Genomic DNA, 17,959 nt, shown 5'->3' with positions numbered 1-17,959 from the left:
TTTTACAAGCGAATTTCCTTGTATAGTAAAGATGAAAACGGTTACTGAAGCAGAGAAAGGGGAATTCGCATGAAGGTGTTAGCCATCACTTCGTGCCCAAATGGCATTGCTCATACGTATATGGCCGCCGAAAATTTGCAAAAGGCGGCGCAGAAACTCGGGGTCGAAATGAAAGTAGAGACACAAGGCTCCATCGGTGTGGAAAATGAGCTGACGGAGCAAGAGATTCGTGAGGCGGACGGCATTATTATCGCCGCTGATAAGACGGTGGACAAGTCCCGTTTTGTCGGAAAAAGATTGATCGAAGTCGGTGTTCAAGAAGGAATCCGCCATCCGGAAAAATTAATCCAGCAGTTTATAGACGGAACTGTACCGGTATACAAGCCCAATCTGAAATCAGTCGAACAGTATAAGAAAGAAATGAAGTCGAAGCAAAACCCTATTTATCGTCATTTAATGAATGGAGTATCGTACATGATTCCGTTTGTTGTGGTCGGCGGATTGCTGATTGCTTTGTCGTTAGCCATTGGCGGTGATCCGACAGGAGAAGGCTTGCAAGTGAAAAGTGAATTTTGGAATACGGTATTAAGTGTCGGTAGTGTTGGATTTACCTTCATGGTTCCGATTTTAGCGGGATTTATCGCGATGAGTATCGCGGATCGTCCGGGATTGGCGCCTGGAATGATTGGCGGTTATATCGCCGCTAACGGCAGTTTTTATCATAGTGAGGCAGGGGCTGGATTTTTAGGTGGAATTGTTGCTGGATTTATTGCTGGATATGTAGCGAAATGGTTGAAATCGTGGAGTGTACCCAAAATGATTCAACCAATTATGCCCATTTTAGTGATCCCGATTTTGTCAACATTTGTGGTCGCAGCGCTGTTTATCTATGTGATTGGCCAACCGATCTCAAGCATGATGGGCGGGCTTACTCACTTGTTAAATAATATGCAAGGGACCAGCAGCATCGCTTTGGCGCTGATTTTGGGCGCGATGATCGCCTTTGATATGGGTGGTCCGGTGAATAAGGTCGCTTTCCTTTTTGGCGCGACGATGATTGGGGAAGGCAACGTCTATATTATGGGAGCCATTGCAGCTGCCATTTGCATTCCGCCTCTGGGCATGGGAGTGGCGACGCTATTAAACAAGAAAAAATATGAGAAAGAAGAGCAAGAAGCAGGGAAAGCAGCTTTGGCGATGGGACTTGTCGGTATCACTGAAGGTGCAATTCCATTTGCGGCGAAAGATCCGCTGCGGGTGATCCCGTCCATTATGGTTGGTTCGATGGTTGGAGCGGCCATTGCTATGGTAAGTAAGGTTGGTGATCATGTGCCGCATGGAGGTCCTGTCGTGGCTGTGTTAGGAGCGGTGGACAACTGGATCATGTTTTTCATTTCTATTGTTATCGGTGTGATGGTCACTGCCTTGATGGTGAACATGTTGAAAAAAGATGTTCAATAGCGGTAGACAAGTAGTGCAGAAGGAAAGGGGATTGGTTACGATGACATTATCCGATTTAACAAGCCTAGAGTTGATTGACATTGAGCTACAAGGAATCACAAAAGAGCAAGTGATTGATGAACTAATCGGAAAGTTAGATCGCGCAGGAGTAATTGAATCCGCTCGGAAATTCAAAAAAGCGATCATCAAGCGGGAAAAAGAAAGTTCGACAGCGATCGGTTTTTCGATTGCGATTCCGCATGGAAAATCAAAAGCGGTGATCAAGCCGGCTGTTGCTTTCGGATTGCAGAAAAATGGTGTGGATTGGGACGGTTTGGACGGTACACCGGCTAAACTTATCTTTATGATCGCTGTTCCCGAAGAAAGCGCGGGCGATGAGCATCTTAAAATTTTACAAATGCTGGCGCGCAAGCTGATGGATGAAACGTTCCGGGAACAGCTACTGACCGTGCAAACGAAGGAAGAGGCCTACAACCTCTTGCAAACAATCGGTTAAGTAAAAAGGCCTCCCATTGCCCCGTCTGAAGCCATCAGGTATACTGAGAAAAAAGGGGAATGGGGAGGGGCCTTCGTTGTCTTTGCCGCTTGCTTCTGGTGTGTCGTATGAGCGCTATTGGGTCCTGCGTGAACAAAGCGATGATCGTTTAGAGTATATTGATGGGGCCGTGTATATGACCCCGTCGCCAAGCGTTCGGCATCAGCTCATCTCGAGCCGCCTTCATTTTCCGTTCAGTTTGTTTTTTCGAGGAAAGCCGTGCGATGTGTTGGCAGCGCCGCTTGATGTGGAACTGGTCGATGAGCAAACAGGGGCACGACATGTGGTGGTTCCGGACTTGACGGTCATTTACGGCGAAAAAGGGCTGGATGGAGCGAAGTATATCGGGGTTCCGCCGTTGATCGTCGAGATTCTCAGTCCGTCGAACCAGGCGCATGATCTTGTCACAAAGTTCAATTTGTACATGGCGTGCGGTGTCCATGAATATAGGATAGTCAATCCGATGAAACAGGCTGTGACGGTGTATGTGCTCAATAAAGAACGGCTCTATGAGCAGGCGGATGTTCAAGTGAAAACAGGAACGGTTCGCTCTATGTATTTCCCCGGGTTCGCAATCGATATGGCCGAGTTGTTTCATTGATAGGATGCCGAGAGGATGGCTTGAAAGCGAACAGCGTGGGAGCAATCCCACGCTGTTTCTATGAAAATTCCACACCGACGATCCATGGTTTTCATGCTTGGGTGAAGAGCACCCCATTGCCTATGGAATGGATTGAGGCGGCGTTCATCGCCCGCGTGATGTCCCTTTATGGCTGCTTTTGCCGCTTTTCCCGCTCTTTCACTTTTTCTTCCATCCGCTTTAGCAATTTCTCCCACGGGTTTTCCACTGTTTTTTTCTTGCGCTTTGGCTTTTCTTCCGTCATGATCAGGCGCCTCCTTTCGCTGCGGCGGATAAGGCGAGCAAGTCGCGCAGTTCATCGTCGGACAGCTCGGTGATCCATGCTTCGCCTTCGGTGATCACATCGGCGAGCGCTTGTTTTTGTTCCAGCATCTCGTCAATTTTTTCTTCAATCGTCCCGGTTGTGATCAGCTTATGGACGTGGACGAATTTCGTCTGCCCGATGCGGTAGGCGCGGTCGGTCGCTTGGTTCTCGACGGCCGGGTTCCACCAGCGGTCGAAATGGATGACGTGGTTGGCGGCGGTCAAGTTGAGCCCGGTGCCGCCCGCCTTGAGCGACAGGAGGAAAATCGACGCGTGTTGGGCTTGAAACTCCTCCACCATTCGGTCGCGTGTTGGTTTCGGGACGCCGCCGTGCAAAAACAGCACCCGCTCATCCAACAGGTCGGACAGCAGCTCTTGAATCATTTCCCCCATCCGTATATATTGGGTGAAAATCAGGCAAGACTCGTTGTTCGCCCGAATTTGCTCGACGAGTTCAACGAGTTTTTCCAGCTTGTGCGACCGTTCGACCAGTTGGCGCGGTTGGCGTTCTTTTAAATAGAGCGCTGGGTGGTCGCAAATTTGCTTGATGCCGTTTATCATCTGCAAAATCAACCCGCGCCGCGCAAACGGGCTCGCCGCTTTCGCCCGTTCGAGCGTGTCGTTGACGAGCTGCTCGTACAAAGCCGCCTGCTCCGCAGTGAGCGGACAGTATTCTTTTTGCTCGATTTTATCCGGCAAATTGAGGGCGACCGCTTCATCGGTTTTCGTCCGCCGCAACAGAAACGGACGGATGAGCGCTTGGAGCGCCGCTTTTTTATGGGCATCCCCCTCTTTTTCAATCGGACCGGCAAACCGGCGTTCGAATTCGGCGGCGCTGCCGAGGTAGCCCGGATTTAAGAAGTGGAAAATGCTCCAAAGCTCGCTCAAACGGTTTTCCACCGGCGTGCCGGATAGGGCGATTTTATGGTTGCCGTTCAAGCGGCGGATGGCGCGCGCCTGCTTCGTCTGGGCGTTTTTGATGTTTTGCGCTTCATCAAGGCAAATGGCATGCCAATGGATCTGTTTTATATCGTCATGATCCAAATGGGCAAGGGGGTAGGACGTAATGACGAGATCAGCCTCCCTTGCCGCCTGCAAAAAGGCATCGTTTCTCGCCCGGTTCGGCCCATGATGCACGTAGACGCGCAAAGTGGGGACGAAGCGGGCGCATTCCTTCTGCCAGTTGCCGATGACACTTGTCGGGCAAATGAGAAGCGCTGGCGCGTTCGGGCGCTCGGTGTCGTTGACGTAAGCCAAATAGGCGAGCAGCTGCACCGTTTTGCCGAGCCCCATGTCATCGGCCAAGCAGGCGCCGAAGCCAAATCGCCGCAAAAAGACGAGCCAGTCGACGCCGCGTTGCTGGTACGGACGGAGCACGCCGCGGAACGATGGTGGCACGTTCGCGCGAGGGAGCTCATCGATCGTTTGCAGCTGGCGGATCAGCGCCCGGAATTGGTCATGAACGTCGATCTCGATGGGGATCTCTTCATCTATTGCCTCTTCGCGTTCGTTGGCTTCCGCCAATAACGTTTGCGCGACGACGTCATGAATCGGCACCCCTTCTTTTTTCGCCTTCTCCATGAGCGCTTGGGCGCGACGGACTAAGGCGGGATCGAGAATGAGCCATTGGCCGCGCAGACGGATGAGGCGCCGTTGTTGTTCGGCCAGCGCGGCAAACTCTTCTTCCGTCCATTCGATGCCGTTGGTGGCCACTCGCCAGTCAAACTCGGAGAGCCGTTCGAGTCCAAAGAGCGATTCCGTGCGGACGGAAGGGGACAGCTTCGCTTTAATCGACAGCTGCGCCTGGCGGATGTCATGCCACCAGTCAGGGAGTAGCAGCCTCACGCCCGCTTCCGTCAGCTTTACGCTTTCTTCCGATAAAAAGCGCCACGCTTGGTCATCGGACAATTCACGAAGCAAAGACTCGTTTTCATCGCCAAGCCACGGCACGATCGCCTGAATGCGGTGAATGGCCCTAGCGACCGATGATTCATATGGACGCCAAGCGCGCGGCAGACGATCAAGGGGAGCGATGACGCTGTCATCGAGGGCGAGGGCTACCGGCTCGAGCGTCCATAATTCCCCGTCCTTCTCAGGTTCGGTAAGGCGCAGGCCGACGGTAAACGGCGGTCGGTCGCCGAGCCACCCGATTTGTTCGAGCCAGTCCTCCTCTGTTCCGGTCCATTGGTCGCTCTGAGCGGCGATCAATGGATACGCGCGGACGATTTCGCCCCAGAGGCGGCGGAGTTCCGGGTCGCGGGAGAGCCAGTCGGCGATCGCCAGCGACCGCCATGTGGCGACGAACGGATCGGGGTCGTCGTCCGCGCCGCGCCAACGGGTGCGTCCCGCCTCGTTCCATGCACCGCCTGTGTTTTTCCATAAGGAAGCATCAGGAAGGAAGCGGCGCTCGCGCACATCGTTCCAGATGTGATTCGCCCACGCTTCCAAGCGGGCGGTGAATTCGTCTGCCCATTCAACGGCTGAAAAGCGCGAATGCGGACGCAACGCGAACCAAGTGAGCGCTTGCCAAGGCGATAACCGCACGATGTCGTTTTCGATTTCGATCATCGTGCCGTAAAACGTTTCTTCATGCCAAGCCAATAACGGTGAAACCCATGAAAAGGGATGGGTGGAACCGGAGAGCTCGAAGCATCGAAGCTCTTCATTCCACCGGCAGGAAATTTGAATCGTCTCCAATGCTTTCATGGAAGCAATTTTCCTTTCTTCAATTCTTCATGAAACGCGCGCAGGCGCGCCGTCTGGGCGAGCAGTTGCTCCAGATAGGCCTCCCATTGATCGAGCCGCTTGGTGGAGCGGTACTGAGCGCGCAACGTTTTCAAATAACGGACAGCCTTTTGGTAGCTCGAGCGGTTTTTCTCGTTGAGCAGCTTCACCACTGTGCGATGATATAACGGCATGACGAGCTCTGTCCCGCGCGCTTGCAATGTTTTGAGCATCGGCGGAGGCAGCTCATCGGCGGTGATGTTCGCCCATAAGAATAGATCCACCAGTTCCTGATCGCGTCTTTGTTTATACAAAAAATGAGTGTACTCGTTGACGCTGTATGGGAGGCTGCGCTGCAAAAACTCTTCCCATGCGCCCGGGCGGTTTCGGTGGCGGGCGTACATTTCGAACCAGTGCGCGGTTTCCTCTAAAAAACTGCTTCGGACGAAAGCCGGAATATGCGAAAGGTAAAGCGGCCAGTCGGGCTTTATTTTTTCCCAGACGGCTTCAAACCGCTTTAGGAGGCCGTTTTGGATGAATCGTCCGAACCATTCCGCCAAAAACACGCCTGCCTGATCGGGGAACGCGCGGTAAAGCGCGATCGCTTCGTCGTCTTCGCCAAGCAGGAAGGAAAGATGAGCAGCCGCCATGGCGGCGCGGATGTTGTCTTGGCTTTTGGCCAGACGAAGGAGTTCGGCCCGTTCTTCTTGGCGCCAGGCCGGCTTGGTAAACAGCGTTTCCCAGGCGGTGGTGTAAAGGTCATAACCGAACGATGCCAGCTCCCCTTCCCAAAACAGCCCATCGCGAACGTATAAAATCGTCTGTTCAATCAAGGCGTTGAGCGATCGCGGCGGCGACTGGGTGGAGAATGCTTCCAAGGCGGCCAAGGCGCGGCCAGCGACATAGTCGACGTCCTGATGCCACGAAAATTGCCGGTAAGAACCGAATCCGCCGTCGCTCCACCCTTGAGCCTCTCCGTACTCGCGAAGTTTTTCCAGCAAAAACAGAGCGGCGTGCAGCTCCCGCAACGGACGGGCGCCGGCTTGCCTTCCGTTGTTTTTGCCTAGCTTTGGGAGGAGCTGGAAAGCCAAGCGATACGGCCAGTTGGTTCCGCTTTGCTGGCGTGCGAAAAAGTCTTCGTACTGTCGCTCAAATTGGTCCCACCAGTCTTCAACGGTTTCATGGGCAACGACCGGAAGGCCTGCCGTTTTCCCTGTCCGTTTCGCAGCCGGCGTGTTTGGTTCATTGGCGGCCGGTTCTTTTGGCGCGGCGCTGATTTGCCCTTTTTTCCAAAGGCGAAACAGTTCTCCGTTGTCAAAGACATTGCCGTAGACATAGAAAAATAGCGCTAAAATATGCGGACATAACCCTTCCGTCGGACAAGGACAGCGATGGCGGCGGGCGACCTTGGTCAAATCAAGCATAACTTCGTGAGGGGTGATGTCGGAAACGACCCCTTCCACTTCATGGCTGTTGACGACCATGACATTATAAACAAGGCCGCTTCTGGCTAGGTCGCGCCCTTTTTGAATCAGATGGTGGAAGATGGAAAATGGGAACTCCTTTATCAATTCGCTCGCCGCCTGTTGCAAGAGCGGTTTGGAAACGGTGGTTTGCAGCATGTCGGTTCGTCCTTTCCGTTCATTTCCCTATCACTTAATTATAGCATGTCGAGATGAAGAGTGCTATGCGATTCGCGGTGGAAGCAACTGGCGTTTTGATGGGTGGCTACGAGGGTTGGTGATTGAATCCTAGATACGACTTTGCCATCTCATTTCTCAACTAGAGAAACCTTGTTGCATCGGTCCTGCTTTTCGCGCGTTCTCCCATTGATGAAGGGCAGCAGTGCTTTTTCACCGGCCTTTAAGGAGGCAGAGAAGATAGAGAAAAACGATGGGCGACAAAATCGACAAAGTTCAGCGGGAAAGCGCCACTCATTTTCCAACAGAGAGTTGTGAAAGCAACATGTTCCGTTCATGATTCCTCCTCGGGAAAGAAGAGCTGGCGATGATTGCTTTTCTCACAAGTGGTATAATGGAAATAGGCAAAGCCTTAAAGGCTGGTGATTTAAAGGAGACGGGCGGCTAACCGGCCTCGTTTCTCAAATCGAAAAGATCTATCGCATGGGGATCGCCTTTCACACGTTCCCCCATTGCTCAAGCGAAACAACCGTTTTTTTACCATCCTTCTTCGTTTTGTGGAAACAAAGAGGCAACCATATAGATACGCGGCGTTGACTGACGTTTTCAAAAAGAATGAAAAAGGGGTGTATGAGACATGGCGATTGGTCGGAATGATCCATGTCCGTGTGGAAGCGGAAAAAAGTATAAGAAATGTTGCATGAACCAACAGCAGCAGCATGAAATTCGACGGGTGCGGCAGCGCCGCTTTTTTGAGCAAAAATATGAGTTGTCGCAAATGGTGCAGCGATTTCTCGAGGAATCGCTGTCTGATGATGAACGGAAAGCGGTAACCCGCATGTTTCATCAAATCATCGAACAAAAGCACCATCGTGAAGAGTTGAAGATGTTTGAGACGCTCTGGCGTTGGTTCCTTCATCGTTATCCAAATGGATTGCGCGGCATTGAGTGGTTTCAACAGGAAAAAGGTCGTCGCCTTTCCCAAGAACTTAAGGAAATGGTGGATCGCTGGGTTCGACTTGTGCCGCGCCTTGTGCAATGGGTCGATTTGCATGATGAAGGAGGGATAGCGGTTGATCGGCTGACCGGTGAGAGACTTCTGATGCCGTATTGCGAGACATTGGAGGTTGTGCGTCCATGGGGCGGCATGCTTGCTTTTTTGGAGCCGTTTGACGGCGGGTATTACGTCTGTGGTGTGTCATCGATTATGAACCCGAATGGCGTGAAACGGGCGGAAGAGAACATTCGCTCTTTGTTGACGCAAACGGGCTGGTCATATGACAAGGTAGTCGTTGAGCATTTTCTCGATATCATCGATGGAAGTTATCTTTCGATGTCGGACGGCAGACAAGAGGAGCGAACGAAGTGGACGTACGAATATGAATGTAAGGACGCCGCTGGGGCGGTGAGGAAGCTCGCGTCGATCGGACGGGCTCACATTGACAGCGACGATGGGAAAACGGTGGAAGGTTCATGGTGCACCAATGTGTACCATTATATCGCGTTGTTTTCCCCTGAGCCGGTTCGTGTGCTTGAACTGGGCGGGTCATTATCGGCTCATCGGTCGCGCTTAATGTTGTCTACCGAGGACGAACGAACGGCTGCACAACTGGTATCGCTGCTGCGGGCGTTCGGGTATTCCCCGACAGAGCGCAACCGGCAGACGGAAGTCGTTTTGCGCCCTAAAGGGGTAGAAAACGTTTCGTTTCACATTGATTCTACACCTAGTTCTCCCCTTTGGGTTGGAACGCTGGCCGCGTTTGCCGTTCAATTGGAAAAAGCCCTTCATGTCCCGCATGAGCAATGGAATGGGAAAACTCCTCATGAAATGGCGCGTCAAGGGCATGTTCAAGAAGTCGAGGAGTGGCTGAAAGGGTATGAATTCCATTTGTTTAACATACAAGAACGAGCGAATCTGCCGTTGTCCATAGGGGTGAATCATATTCGCTCCCGCTATGGCTTGCCGCCATCTCCGTTTAAGGAGCCGTATTATTTTGCGGATTTATGGAAAACGGTATGGCTTGGTCCTAGAGAAACCGACACGCTATTGATTCGCACGGAATGGGAAGGGATGTTTTTCACAGAGGATTTGTTGGCGTTTTATAACGAAATCGCCATGGAAAAGACGGAAGAACAGAAGGAAGCCGGTTCGCGCGTGGTTTTGCTGCTGTGTGAACATCTAGCGAGCCGGTCGATTTCATCGTGGGAAGACGTAGGAGAAGGGGATTGGAAACAATTCCTCGTTGAGCAAATTCCAACAAGATGGAGTTCGCTTCCGAAGCAAACTGTGAGTCAAGCGCTTGATATGCTTCCTGAGTTGGCCGGCTGGCTGGACAGCCGTTATGGAACGAAACACCAAAAGGCTGTTTGTGCCATTTTGGAAGAGGTTAGAAGCGAATTAGAGCATTGTTTCGCGTTGTTGGATGAATGGGGAACGGAGAGAAAAGAAGAGAAGGAAAAACGGTTAGTTTGGCAACTCGTCGGGTTGTTTGGTTTCCCTACTCCTTCTTCCGCTCATTTTTCTATGTACTATGTTAAGGGTATAGAACAAGGGAAAGCGGTGGTTGATTGGATCGGCCATAATCGTACGGTGACATGGGATGTTCCGGAACGGGCACAGCCGCATCTTTTGCCCGGGATGTATATCATAGCCACGGCAGGTTGCCATGATGAGATGGGCGATCCAGTTCTCGTTTACCCGCCGGCTTTCTCTCCGTACTTGGAACCGTGGCTTCAAAAGTTGAAAGAGTGGTTGGACAGGGTGAAAAAAGAAGTGCCCGCGTCTCAAGAGCGTGTGCGCGCATCGGTGGATCGTTTAACCCGCCGGCCGTAGACATTCCCGGTCAATGCGAAAGCGACCCCTGTCTCGCAAGCCGTCAAGGGTCGCTTTCGAGTGTTGCCATCGTCTCTCATCCTACGGTTTCAGCGGCGTGGAGGATCAAAATTGGATGTAGGCGAGCCGTTTGTTAGCCTCCTCGACGTCAAAGGCGTCCGGGTCGAAATCGTCGCCTTTCATATCAGACAGCCACTCGAGCCGTTCAATCAGTTCTGGGTCGGTAAGGGAGTCTTTGTTTGCTGCTGATTCGAGCAGCTCGAGATAACCATAGACGCCACCGCAATCCTCGGGAGGACACGCCCGTTTTCCTTTCAGGCAAGTGGCGCGTTCTAGCGGTTTGGAGAGCGTTTCAATCTTTTCGACGGTGATGTTGTGGCGCCAGTAATCACCAAAATCGTAAATGTACACAAATTTTTGTTTTTCTTCCGTCAACCATTGCTCAAGCGTGGTGCGGCGAGCGTCCTCGAGCGTTTTCGCGAACCCGTGCAAGCCCCAATCGTCGGGAATGCCGATGACGATCTCGCCGAATTGGAATTCATATAAATGTGCTTGCTCCCATCCCATCGCTTCTTGGATGACCAAATGAAGCTGGTCAAACGTGGCGTGCCCAGGCACAAGGACACGGCGCCAAATGGGCGGACGGAAGCCGCTTAATGAAATTTTCAGCTGGTAGGCGGTTTTGGAGCGGCGCGGTTTCTTCGGCGGTGAGCTTTTGCTTTTTGGCGCTTCCACCCAACGACCGCGCGGGCGGGCAGATTCTGTTGAACGGAGCTTCGTCATCAGTTCGTCAATCAAATCCATGAGTTTTTTTTCTTCCATGAACATCGATCTCCTTGTCGGCTTGTTTTTGTATACTTATAGTTTAAACTATTTTTTCAAAAATCAAAATCAGTAAGGCGATCGTGATGTGAGTAAAAGAGTTGTGGGTGACGTTCAGGAAGTGACAAGGGTTGCGCGCCTTTGTTCGCAACCCTCGTCGGGGCCACTAAGCGAAGCGCGGTAGAAAAAAGCAGCTCTCTTGACTGACTCTAGGAGGCTGGTGAAAAACGGTTGTTTCTCTTGATCGATGGGGGAACGTGTGAAATGCGATACCGATGCGACAAGGCTTTTCTATTTGAGAAACAAGGTTGGTAAGCAGTCTGCTTCCTTAAATCCCCAGCCTTCTAGAAGGTTGGTGAAAAACCGCTGTTTGCCTTGATTGATGATGGAACGCGTGAAGAAGATGATGCAACCAGTTTTTCTATTGGAGAAACGATTCTGAGAAGCGGTTGCGTGAGTCAATCACCGGCCCCCTAGGAACAAGGACTTTTTTCTTTTTTGTGCTAACTATGGTACAATATAGACAACGGTGAGGCCGAATTTAAAAAAAGTAGGTGACGATATGGCGGCAGTGTCGAGGAACGCCCTTTGCCCGTGCGGAAGCGGGAAAAAGTACAAGCGTTGCTGCGGAAAGGACGAAGTGGTGTCGATCGATTCGTTAATTGATCGGGAGTTAGTCGAATGCATGCACGATGTGCTATTGTTTGCGTCAGAACGGTATGAGGATGAGATTGTCGAAGTGATTGCCGAACGCCCGTTGGAAGATCGACCGGAGGTGCTCGATTCGGCAGTGAGTTTATTTGTGACCAATTGGGTCATTTTCTGCCGTCCGGTCGATGAAAAAGGAACGACCATTTTTTCCGCTTATATGCGAGATCGGCGCTATGCCCGCTGGCGGCCGGCTGTACAGGCGCATGTGGCACGATGGGCAGGGACGGTGCCGTCATTTGATGAGATCATTCATTTCGATGAGGAACGGCGACAGTTGCTTGTCCGCGATCTGTTAAGCGGGAAAGAAAAGCGCGTCTACCTGTTGGCGGCGCAGGAATGGCCGGAAATGGAAAAAGGCGATGTGCTGCTCGGATGTCTTGTGCCGTACAACGAGGCGTTTACATATTTTTCCGCAGTGTTTCCGTTGTTGAAACAAAGCAAGGAGCGGCTCGTTCGGGCGCTGCAAGTTGAGCAGGAGCGAAGCGGGAAAACGGGGGAAGAGTTTTTGCGCCACTCTTTCCCGCTCGCGTTGGATGCGATGATCAGCGAGTTTTTATGGCAGCTGCTCGATCAGATGGAGTGGGACGACCCGGATGAAGAGGCGGTCATTCTTGAGCTGAAACGGCACGAAGCGGATGCACCTGCGTTGCTTCTTAGCCAGGCGACGATGTTTTGGCACATGTATTGCGCGCGCGAAGCGGTCGATATCGAGAATCCCGCCGTATATGCGGCGGCGCTCCGCTTTTTTGCCGGACAGATGATCGAAGAAGATCTCATCAGCGAGGAAGAGGTCGCGAGACGGTATGGGGTGTCGGTCGAGGACATCGAATCGACTGCGATGGAGTTTCTTTTGTTCAGCCTTGAAACGTTCGATGAGGAGGACGATGAGGATGAGGAATGGTCTGATGACATCTGGTGGGACGATGACGCCGATTGGCTGGATGTAGCCATCGACGAATGGCTGGACAAGATGGAACAATTGCTTCACCGCGACGGTTGGGATGCGGATCAAGTGAACCGGCTGATCGACGAGGCGATCAACAAGTGGAAAAAGGACGGATTGCTTCAAGGGGTTGATGAAGAGGAGTTGCGTGAAGAGCTCGAGCACTGCGTCTTTGAAATGTTTGCTGAGCGCGGGTTTTTCTAAGAGGCTGGTGATGGAATCGTGGATATGGCTTCCTAGAATCGCTTCTCAAATAGAAAAACCTTGCAACAATGCACACTTTTATTCATCAACCATAAGGAAATCACCGTTTTTCACCAGCCTTCTAACGGATTGTACGATTTCGTCGTAAGCGGGCGGTCAAGGGACCCATTTGTAGTGTTCACCGCCGACAAAACGGTTGGGCAGCGGAAAACGACTGTGTTTGAAAAGGATCGTCATTTCATGAACAGCGCGGTGCAAACAGTACCATTTGACAAAATCGAAAAGGTGCAAGCGAGGATGAAGTCTCTTTTCCTCGCTTTTTCTTCTTTATTGAGAAGAATGATAAAAACCGCCGTTTTTCCGATGGAAACGACGCACATCTTGGGCGTCAGTTTCCGCGATTAAGAAGGCAACTGTTTGCTGATTTGCATATCTTTAGAACTTCATTTTCATGTTTGGGTGGAGCGTGAGGCGTATGGGACGCGTGAACATAGAGGCCGATGCAGCAAGTTTTTTCTGCTTGAGAACGATCCTAAGAGGCCGGTGATTTAAGGGAGCAAGCCGCTTGTCAAGGTCCGTTTCTCCAATAGAAAACCCTCGTCGCATCAGGATCTCCTTTCAAACGATCCCCCATTGCTCAACAGAAACAACCGTTTTTCACCAACCTTCTAAGGCGGTTGTGGGAGTCAATCACCGGCTTCATGGGGGATTCTGGAAGAACAGCAAGAAAGTGTTCCTCGCTATATGACAGCGCTCGCGGTTTTTTGTTGACGGCTGTCGCACTGACGGGCATTGTGCGGAAATGGGGCGTCCGTTGTCGTTGGAACGCCTGTGCGGCCGCTTGTTCTGTCGAGCGGTTTTTCTCGCTGACAGACAGGAAATCCGCTTCGATGCGCGAACCATATAGTAGAATGAGAGACAGCCGGGAGGGAAGGTAGATGAAGCGGGGAGGATGGCTCGCCGCATGGTTTTGTTTATGTTGGATTGCGGCTTTGGCTTGGCCGACAGGAGCGGAAGGGGAGAAGGAAAAAATAGAACGGTTTGTCGTCGTGACCACGGATGAGTTCAACGTTCGCCAAGGGCCGGGCGTGCCGTACCGCTCCGTGGCGATCGTTCACCGCGGTGAGACGTATCCGTCGGTCGCGGAGGAAGGCGGTTGGATGAAAATCCGTTGGAAATCAGGACAAATCGGTTGGCTCGCAGCCACGTACGCCGCTCCCGTCGAACGAATGGAGAAAGTGACAGTGGACAAGCTTCGTCTTCGCCAACAACCGCGTGTTGACGGGCGTGTCATCGGCTATTTGTGGCAGGGAGACCAAGTGGCTGTCATTCAAGAAGAGGGCGAATGGAAAAAAATGGTTAGTAACGATGCCGTTGGCTGGGTGGCGGCGTCGTATCTGACCGCCGTTGAAGCAGCGGGGGCGGCACAAACGGGCGTCGTGACCGTAGATTCATTGAACGTGCGAACGGCGCCGGCATTGGAGGCGGAGCGGATCGGCCGACTCGGTCAGGGAGATGGCGTCGAGATTGTCGCGGCGAAGCGAGGCTGGTATCAAATCAAAACGCGTTCGGGGCTGGAAGGTTGGGCGGCGGCGGAGTATATCAAAACGGATGGCAAGCAAGCGCCGGGCGCTGACAACGAAGACGCCGCCTCCGCCATGGCTGTGGAGGCTCGCTTCGCTTCTTTGTCCAAACAGGCGCCGGGCTCGTATATGTATTCATGGACGCGCGCACCGATTCAAGCGCTTGCCGGAAAAACGATCGTCCTTGACGCCGGTCACGGTGGCAAGGACGGCGGGGCGCAGAGCACGGATGGCGTCATGGAAAAAGCGCTGACGATCAAAACTGCGGAGCGGCTCAAACAAAAGCTGGAAAAACTCGGCGCCCGAGTCGTGTTGACGCGCACGGGGGATGATTACGTGCCGCTGTCGGCGCGCGTCGCCGCGGCCCGTCTGTATCAAGCGGATGCCTTTATCAGTTTGCATTACGACAGTGCAGAGGATCCGGCGGCCTCTGGCATCACTGTCTACTATTATGACCGATTTGCCGACTACGGTTTAGCGCAGTCGTTTCAAGGCCCGTTCTCGCAGCTTGCCGCGTTGCCGTTCCGGGGCGTTGCGTTTGGCGACTATTACGTGCTGCGGGAAAATGAACAGCCGTCCGTGCTGCTTGAGCTCGGCTATTTAAGCAACCGCTCGGATGCGGCGACAGTGGCGACCGACGGCTATCAGGAAGCGGTGACAACGGCGATTGCGGCTGCGGTAAAGCAGTATTTTGAATAAACAACGACGGACATCGAGGTCGTGGGCTTGTAGATTACGAGGTGCGGTATAAATGAAAGACATCGAGGCTTGGCGGTCTGTTCGTTGCTTGTGATCGATCGCCATCAAGCGAACGGAAACACGGTGCACAGCCGGGGATTCTCCCGGTTTTCTTTTGGCCGCAGATAGTTCTCCGGTTGATGGTGCACACTTGTTCCCGTTGGGGTCCCCTTGCGCAACAAGAAGTCGAGAAAAGCGGTTATCGGTCTGGACGTGGCCAGTTTCCCTCGCGTAAAAAGAAGCAGGGAAAAGCCCCATCGACTTAGAGAAAGATGTTCGTCAAAAAGTATGGTCTGTGAGGGATGAACATTGGAAGTGACAACCTATACCTTTTATTCGCTTGTTTCTGAACGAAGTGGAATTCAGCTGATCGATGCCGATTGGAGCGATCGGTACGGATGGTTGGCCGTGCAACAAAATCGCAACCGGATGGAGTGTGTGGCGAATGGAGTCGTGTTCCGTCCAGCTGTTGCTGTTCGGTTTCCGATCATTCGTTGGGTCGACAGCGAGCGCGTGTTGTTGGCGGATGCGAGAAGTGACGGAAGCGGCCATAATGTGTTTTTGATCGATCTGCATGGAACTGTACGACATTCCTTTTGCGGCGGTGACGGCATTGAAGACATAGCCGTTGGTAGAGAAGGGATTTGGATCAGCTACTTTGATGAAGGGGTGTTTGGCAAAGGGATTTCGACGGAAGGATTGGTTTTATTTCGATTCGATGGATCGCCAATATGGAAATATCATTCTCATCTAACAGATTGTCCGATGATCGTTGACTGCTATGCGATAAACAAAGGGAAGGCCTCGACTTTATGGCTTTTTCCTTACAGCGACTTTTCGCTCATTCAGGTTGACCCGTTTACAAAAACATGGAAAAGATATGAAGTGCCGACAGTGTTGCGCGGATCGACCGCTCTATGCGTCAGGGGAAATTATGCGTATTTTGGCAACAGCTATCATGCAAAGGAGGAATTGTACAGCTGGAACATTGGAAACGGCGAGCCGGAGAAAATCGGACGTATTCAAGGGACTGTTAGAGGGCTGGGGCCAAAGGAAACGAGCCACTTTATCAGCGTCAATGACGATTCAGCGAGTGTCCATACGATTGTGAATCCATCGGAGTATGGCGCGCGCCATTTTACATTCTAAAGGGCTGTGATCTTGGTCGATGGGGGAACGTATAAAAGGCGATACTCATGCGGAAGAGCGTTTCCATTTGAGAAAAGCGGTCTGCTTCCTTCAATCACCAACCTTCTAGGCGAAATGAGCGCCATCATTGGCTGATAGTGATGTTGGAAAAGGTTCATGGTCAGCTAGGGAAACATCCCCAGCTGGCGCGGGATGCCCCCGAAAAGTGACGTGGTTGACAAAATAGTTAAAAAAGTATAATGTTTTTCATGGAAAAGCTCTTAGGCAGTGCGATCTGCCCTCCACCTAGGGATGAAAATCAACGGTATAATGGATTTTTAAAGATGATAACCGTTTAAATCACTGAAATGATATATATCAGAATACTCAATTTATTTTCTCGAAAATGGAAATGAGGGAGATTATGAAGGCACGGGATGTGGTATTGACGGGATTGATGCTCTTTTCGCTCTTTTTCGGGGCTGGAAACTTAATTTTCCCCCCGTATTTAGGAATGGAAGCTGGGACGGCGGTGTGGCCGGCGATCGCCGGCTTCATCATCACGGGCGTGGGGCTGCCGTTGCTGTCGGTCGCGGCGGTGGCGTTCGTCCAAGACGGCATCCGTTCGCTCGGTCAAGGTGTCCATCCGCTGTTTCGTTTCTGTTTTTCGTTGGCTGTGTATTTGGCGATCGGCCCGTTTTTTGGTATTCCGCGGGCGGCGAGCGTCGCTTACGAAATCGGGGCGAAGCCGTTTTTCCCTGCGAGCGGATCGCTTGTGATGTGGCTGTTTACCGGCGTCTTTTTCGCTCTTGTCTATTGGCTCAGTTTAAACCCGTCCAAGTTGGTTGATCGGATCGGTCAATGGCTGACGCCGATGTTGTTGCTGTCGATTGCTGTGCTTTGCCTCACCGGCTTGGTCCGGTTGGATGACCCGCAGGCCGAGCCGGTGGAAAAATATGCTTCGGCTCCGTTGGCCAAAGGGATGCTCGAAGGGTATTTAACGATGGATACGATCGCGGCTCTTGCCTTTGGCATCGTCGTCATTCAAGCGCTTCGCGACCGTGGAATCGATCGGCCGGCGCTGCAGGCGAAAGCGACGATTCAATCGGGCGTGATCGCGGCAGCGGGGCTTGCGCTTGTGTATGCCGGCATTGCCGGCGTGGGCGCGAGAATGGCTGGGGCCGGTTCGTTTGCGAACGGGGCTGAGCTGCTTTCGCATGTGTCCTCGCTTCTGTTTGGTAGCGGCGGAAAGGTGCTGCTCGGGGTGATTGTCGCGCTGGCTTGCCTGACGACCGCGATTGGCTTGGTGGCCGCTTGTGCGCAATATTTTCACGAGCTGACTCCGGCTGTATCGTATCGGGCTTATGTCACCGCGCTGACCCTCTTTAGCTTTGTCATGTCCAATCTCGGGTTAAACGCGCTGATCGCTGTATCCGTTCCGGTGTTGACGATGTTGTATCCGTTGGCGATTGTGCTCGTCGTCTTGTCGTTTTTCCACCGCTTTTTCCGCGGCTCGGCGAAAGTGTACGGTATGGCGCTGCTGTTTACCGGCGTGTTCAGTCTGTACGACGGGTTCAAGGCAATGGGGGTGGAAACGGCGTGGCTTGAGCCGCTTCTGTCTTGGGCGCCGCTGTTTTCCGTTGGGCTTGGTTGGGTGGTGCCCGCGCTGATCGGTGCTGTGCTTGGTTTTCTCA

The 17,959-nt window shown here is 52.4% G+C and carries 11 protein-coding genes and 1 pseudogene; 8 read left to right on the top strand and 4 right to left on the bottom strand.

The features are described 5' to 3' along the window. Positions 1 to 69 precede the first annotated feature (69 nt). Positions 70 to 1,957: pseudogene (locus tag B4113_RS12630) on the top strand (fructose-specific PTS transporter subunit EIIC). Positions 1,958 to 2,033: 76 nt separating this feature from the next. Continuing rightward, positions 2,034 to 2,597 (top strand): Uma2 family endonuclease, encoded by a 564-nt coding sequence (locus B4113_RS12620; protein WP_033842915.1) that lies wholly within the window; start codon positions 2,034 to 2,036, stop codon positions 2,595 to 2,597. Between the two features lie 285 nt (positions 2,598 to 2,882). On the opposite strand, the gene B4113_RS12615 is transcribed toward B4113_RS12620, so the two are convergent. After that, the gene (locus B4113_RS12615; RefSeq protein ID WP_033842917.1) at positions 2,883 to 5,645 is read right to left on the bottom strand and encodes a DEAD/DEAH box helicase; all 2,763 of its coding nucleotides are present in this window, start codon (positions 5,643 to 5,645) and stop codon (positions 2,883 to 2,885) included. After that, the gene (locus B4113_RS12610; protein WP_061912544.1) at positions 5,642 to 7,285 is read right to left on the bottom strand and encodes a hypothetical protein; all 1,644 of its coding nucleotides are present in this window, start codon (positions 7,283 to 7,285) and stop codon (positions 5,642 to 5,644) included. Before B4113_RS12610 ends, B4113_RS12615 begins: the two co-directional genes overlap by 4 nt. A 655-nt stretch (positions 7,286 to 7,940) precedes the next feature. On the opposite strand from B4113_RS12610, the gene B4113_RS12605 reads away from it, so the two are divergent. Next, the gene (locus tag B4113_RS12605; RefSeq protein WP_033842921.1) at positions 7,941 to 10,136 is read left to right on the top strand and encodes a YecA family protein; all 2,196 of its coding nucleotides are present in this window, start codon (positions 7,941 to 7,943) and stop codon (positions 10,134 to 10,136) included. Between the two features lie 105 nt (positions 10,137 to 10,241). On the opposite strand, the gene B4113_RS12600 is transcribed toward B4113_RS12605, so the two are convergent. Beyond that, entirely contained in the window at positions 10,242 to 10,958 is a 717-nt protein-coding gene (locus B4113_RS12600; protein ID WP_033018194.1) for a plasmid pRiA4b ORF-3 family protein, read from the bottom strand. Positions 10,959 to 11,249: 291 nt separating this feature from the next. Then, positions 11,250 to 11,420 (bottom strand): hypothetical protein, encoded by a 171-nt coding sequence (locus tag B4113_RS19920; protein WP_160331377.1) that lies wholly within the window; start codon positions 11,418 to 11,420, stop codon positions 11,250 to 11,252. A 100-nt stretch (positions 11,421 to 11,520) separates the two neighbouring features. Between B4113_RS19920 and B4113_RS12595 the strand changes: the two genes are divergently transcribed. The 5 genes from B4113_RS12595 to brnQ all read left to right on the top strand — a co-directional run. After that, complete coding sequence (locus B4113_RS12595; protein ID WP_033842923.1) at positions 11,521 to 12,816, top strand: YecA family protein; 1,296 nt, start codon at positions 11,521 to 11,523, stop codon at positions 12,814 to 12,816. A 240-nt stretch (positions 12,817 to 13,056) separates the two neighbouring features. Then, positions 13,057 to 13,221: a hypothetical protein gene (locus B4113_RS19915; protein ID WP_156102685.1), complete on the top strand. Its 165-nt coding sequence runs from the start codon at positions 13,057 to 13,059 to the stop codon at positions 13,219 to 13,221. A 533-nt stretch (positions 13,222 to 13,754) separates the two neighbouring features. Further along, positions 13,755 to 15,098: an N-acetylmuramoyl-L-alanine amidase gene (locus B4113_RS12585; RefSeq protein WP_061912543.1), complete on the top strand. Its 1,344-nt coding sequence runs from the start codon at positions 13,755 to 13,757 to the stop codon at positions 15,096 to 15,098. A 348-nt stretch (positions 15,099 to 15,446) separates the two neighbouring features. Beyond that, complete coding sequence (locus B4113_RS12580; RefSeq protein ID WP_033842927.1) at positions 15,447 to 16,286, top strand: hypothetical protein; 840 nt, start codon at positions 15,447 to 15,449, stop codon at positions 16,284 to 16,286. A gap of 403 nt (positions 16,287 to 16,689) precedes the next feature. Further along, the coding region (gene brnQ, locus B4113_RS12575; protein WP_061912547.1) for a branched-chain amino acid transport system II carrier protein at positions 16,690 to 17,959 on the top strand (1,270 nt) is incomplete at its 3' end.

It is taken from the genome of Geobacillus sp. B4113_201601 (assembly GCF_001587475.1).
Lineage (GTDB): Bacteria > Bacillota > Bacilli > Bacillales > Anoxybacillaceae > Geobacillus > Geobacillus icigianus.
Note: the sequence above shows the minus strand (reverse complement) of the source record. Positions and strands in the feature narration are given on the sequence as shown.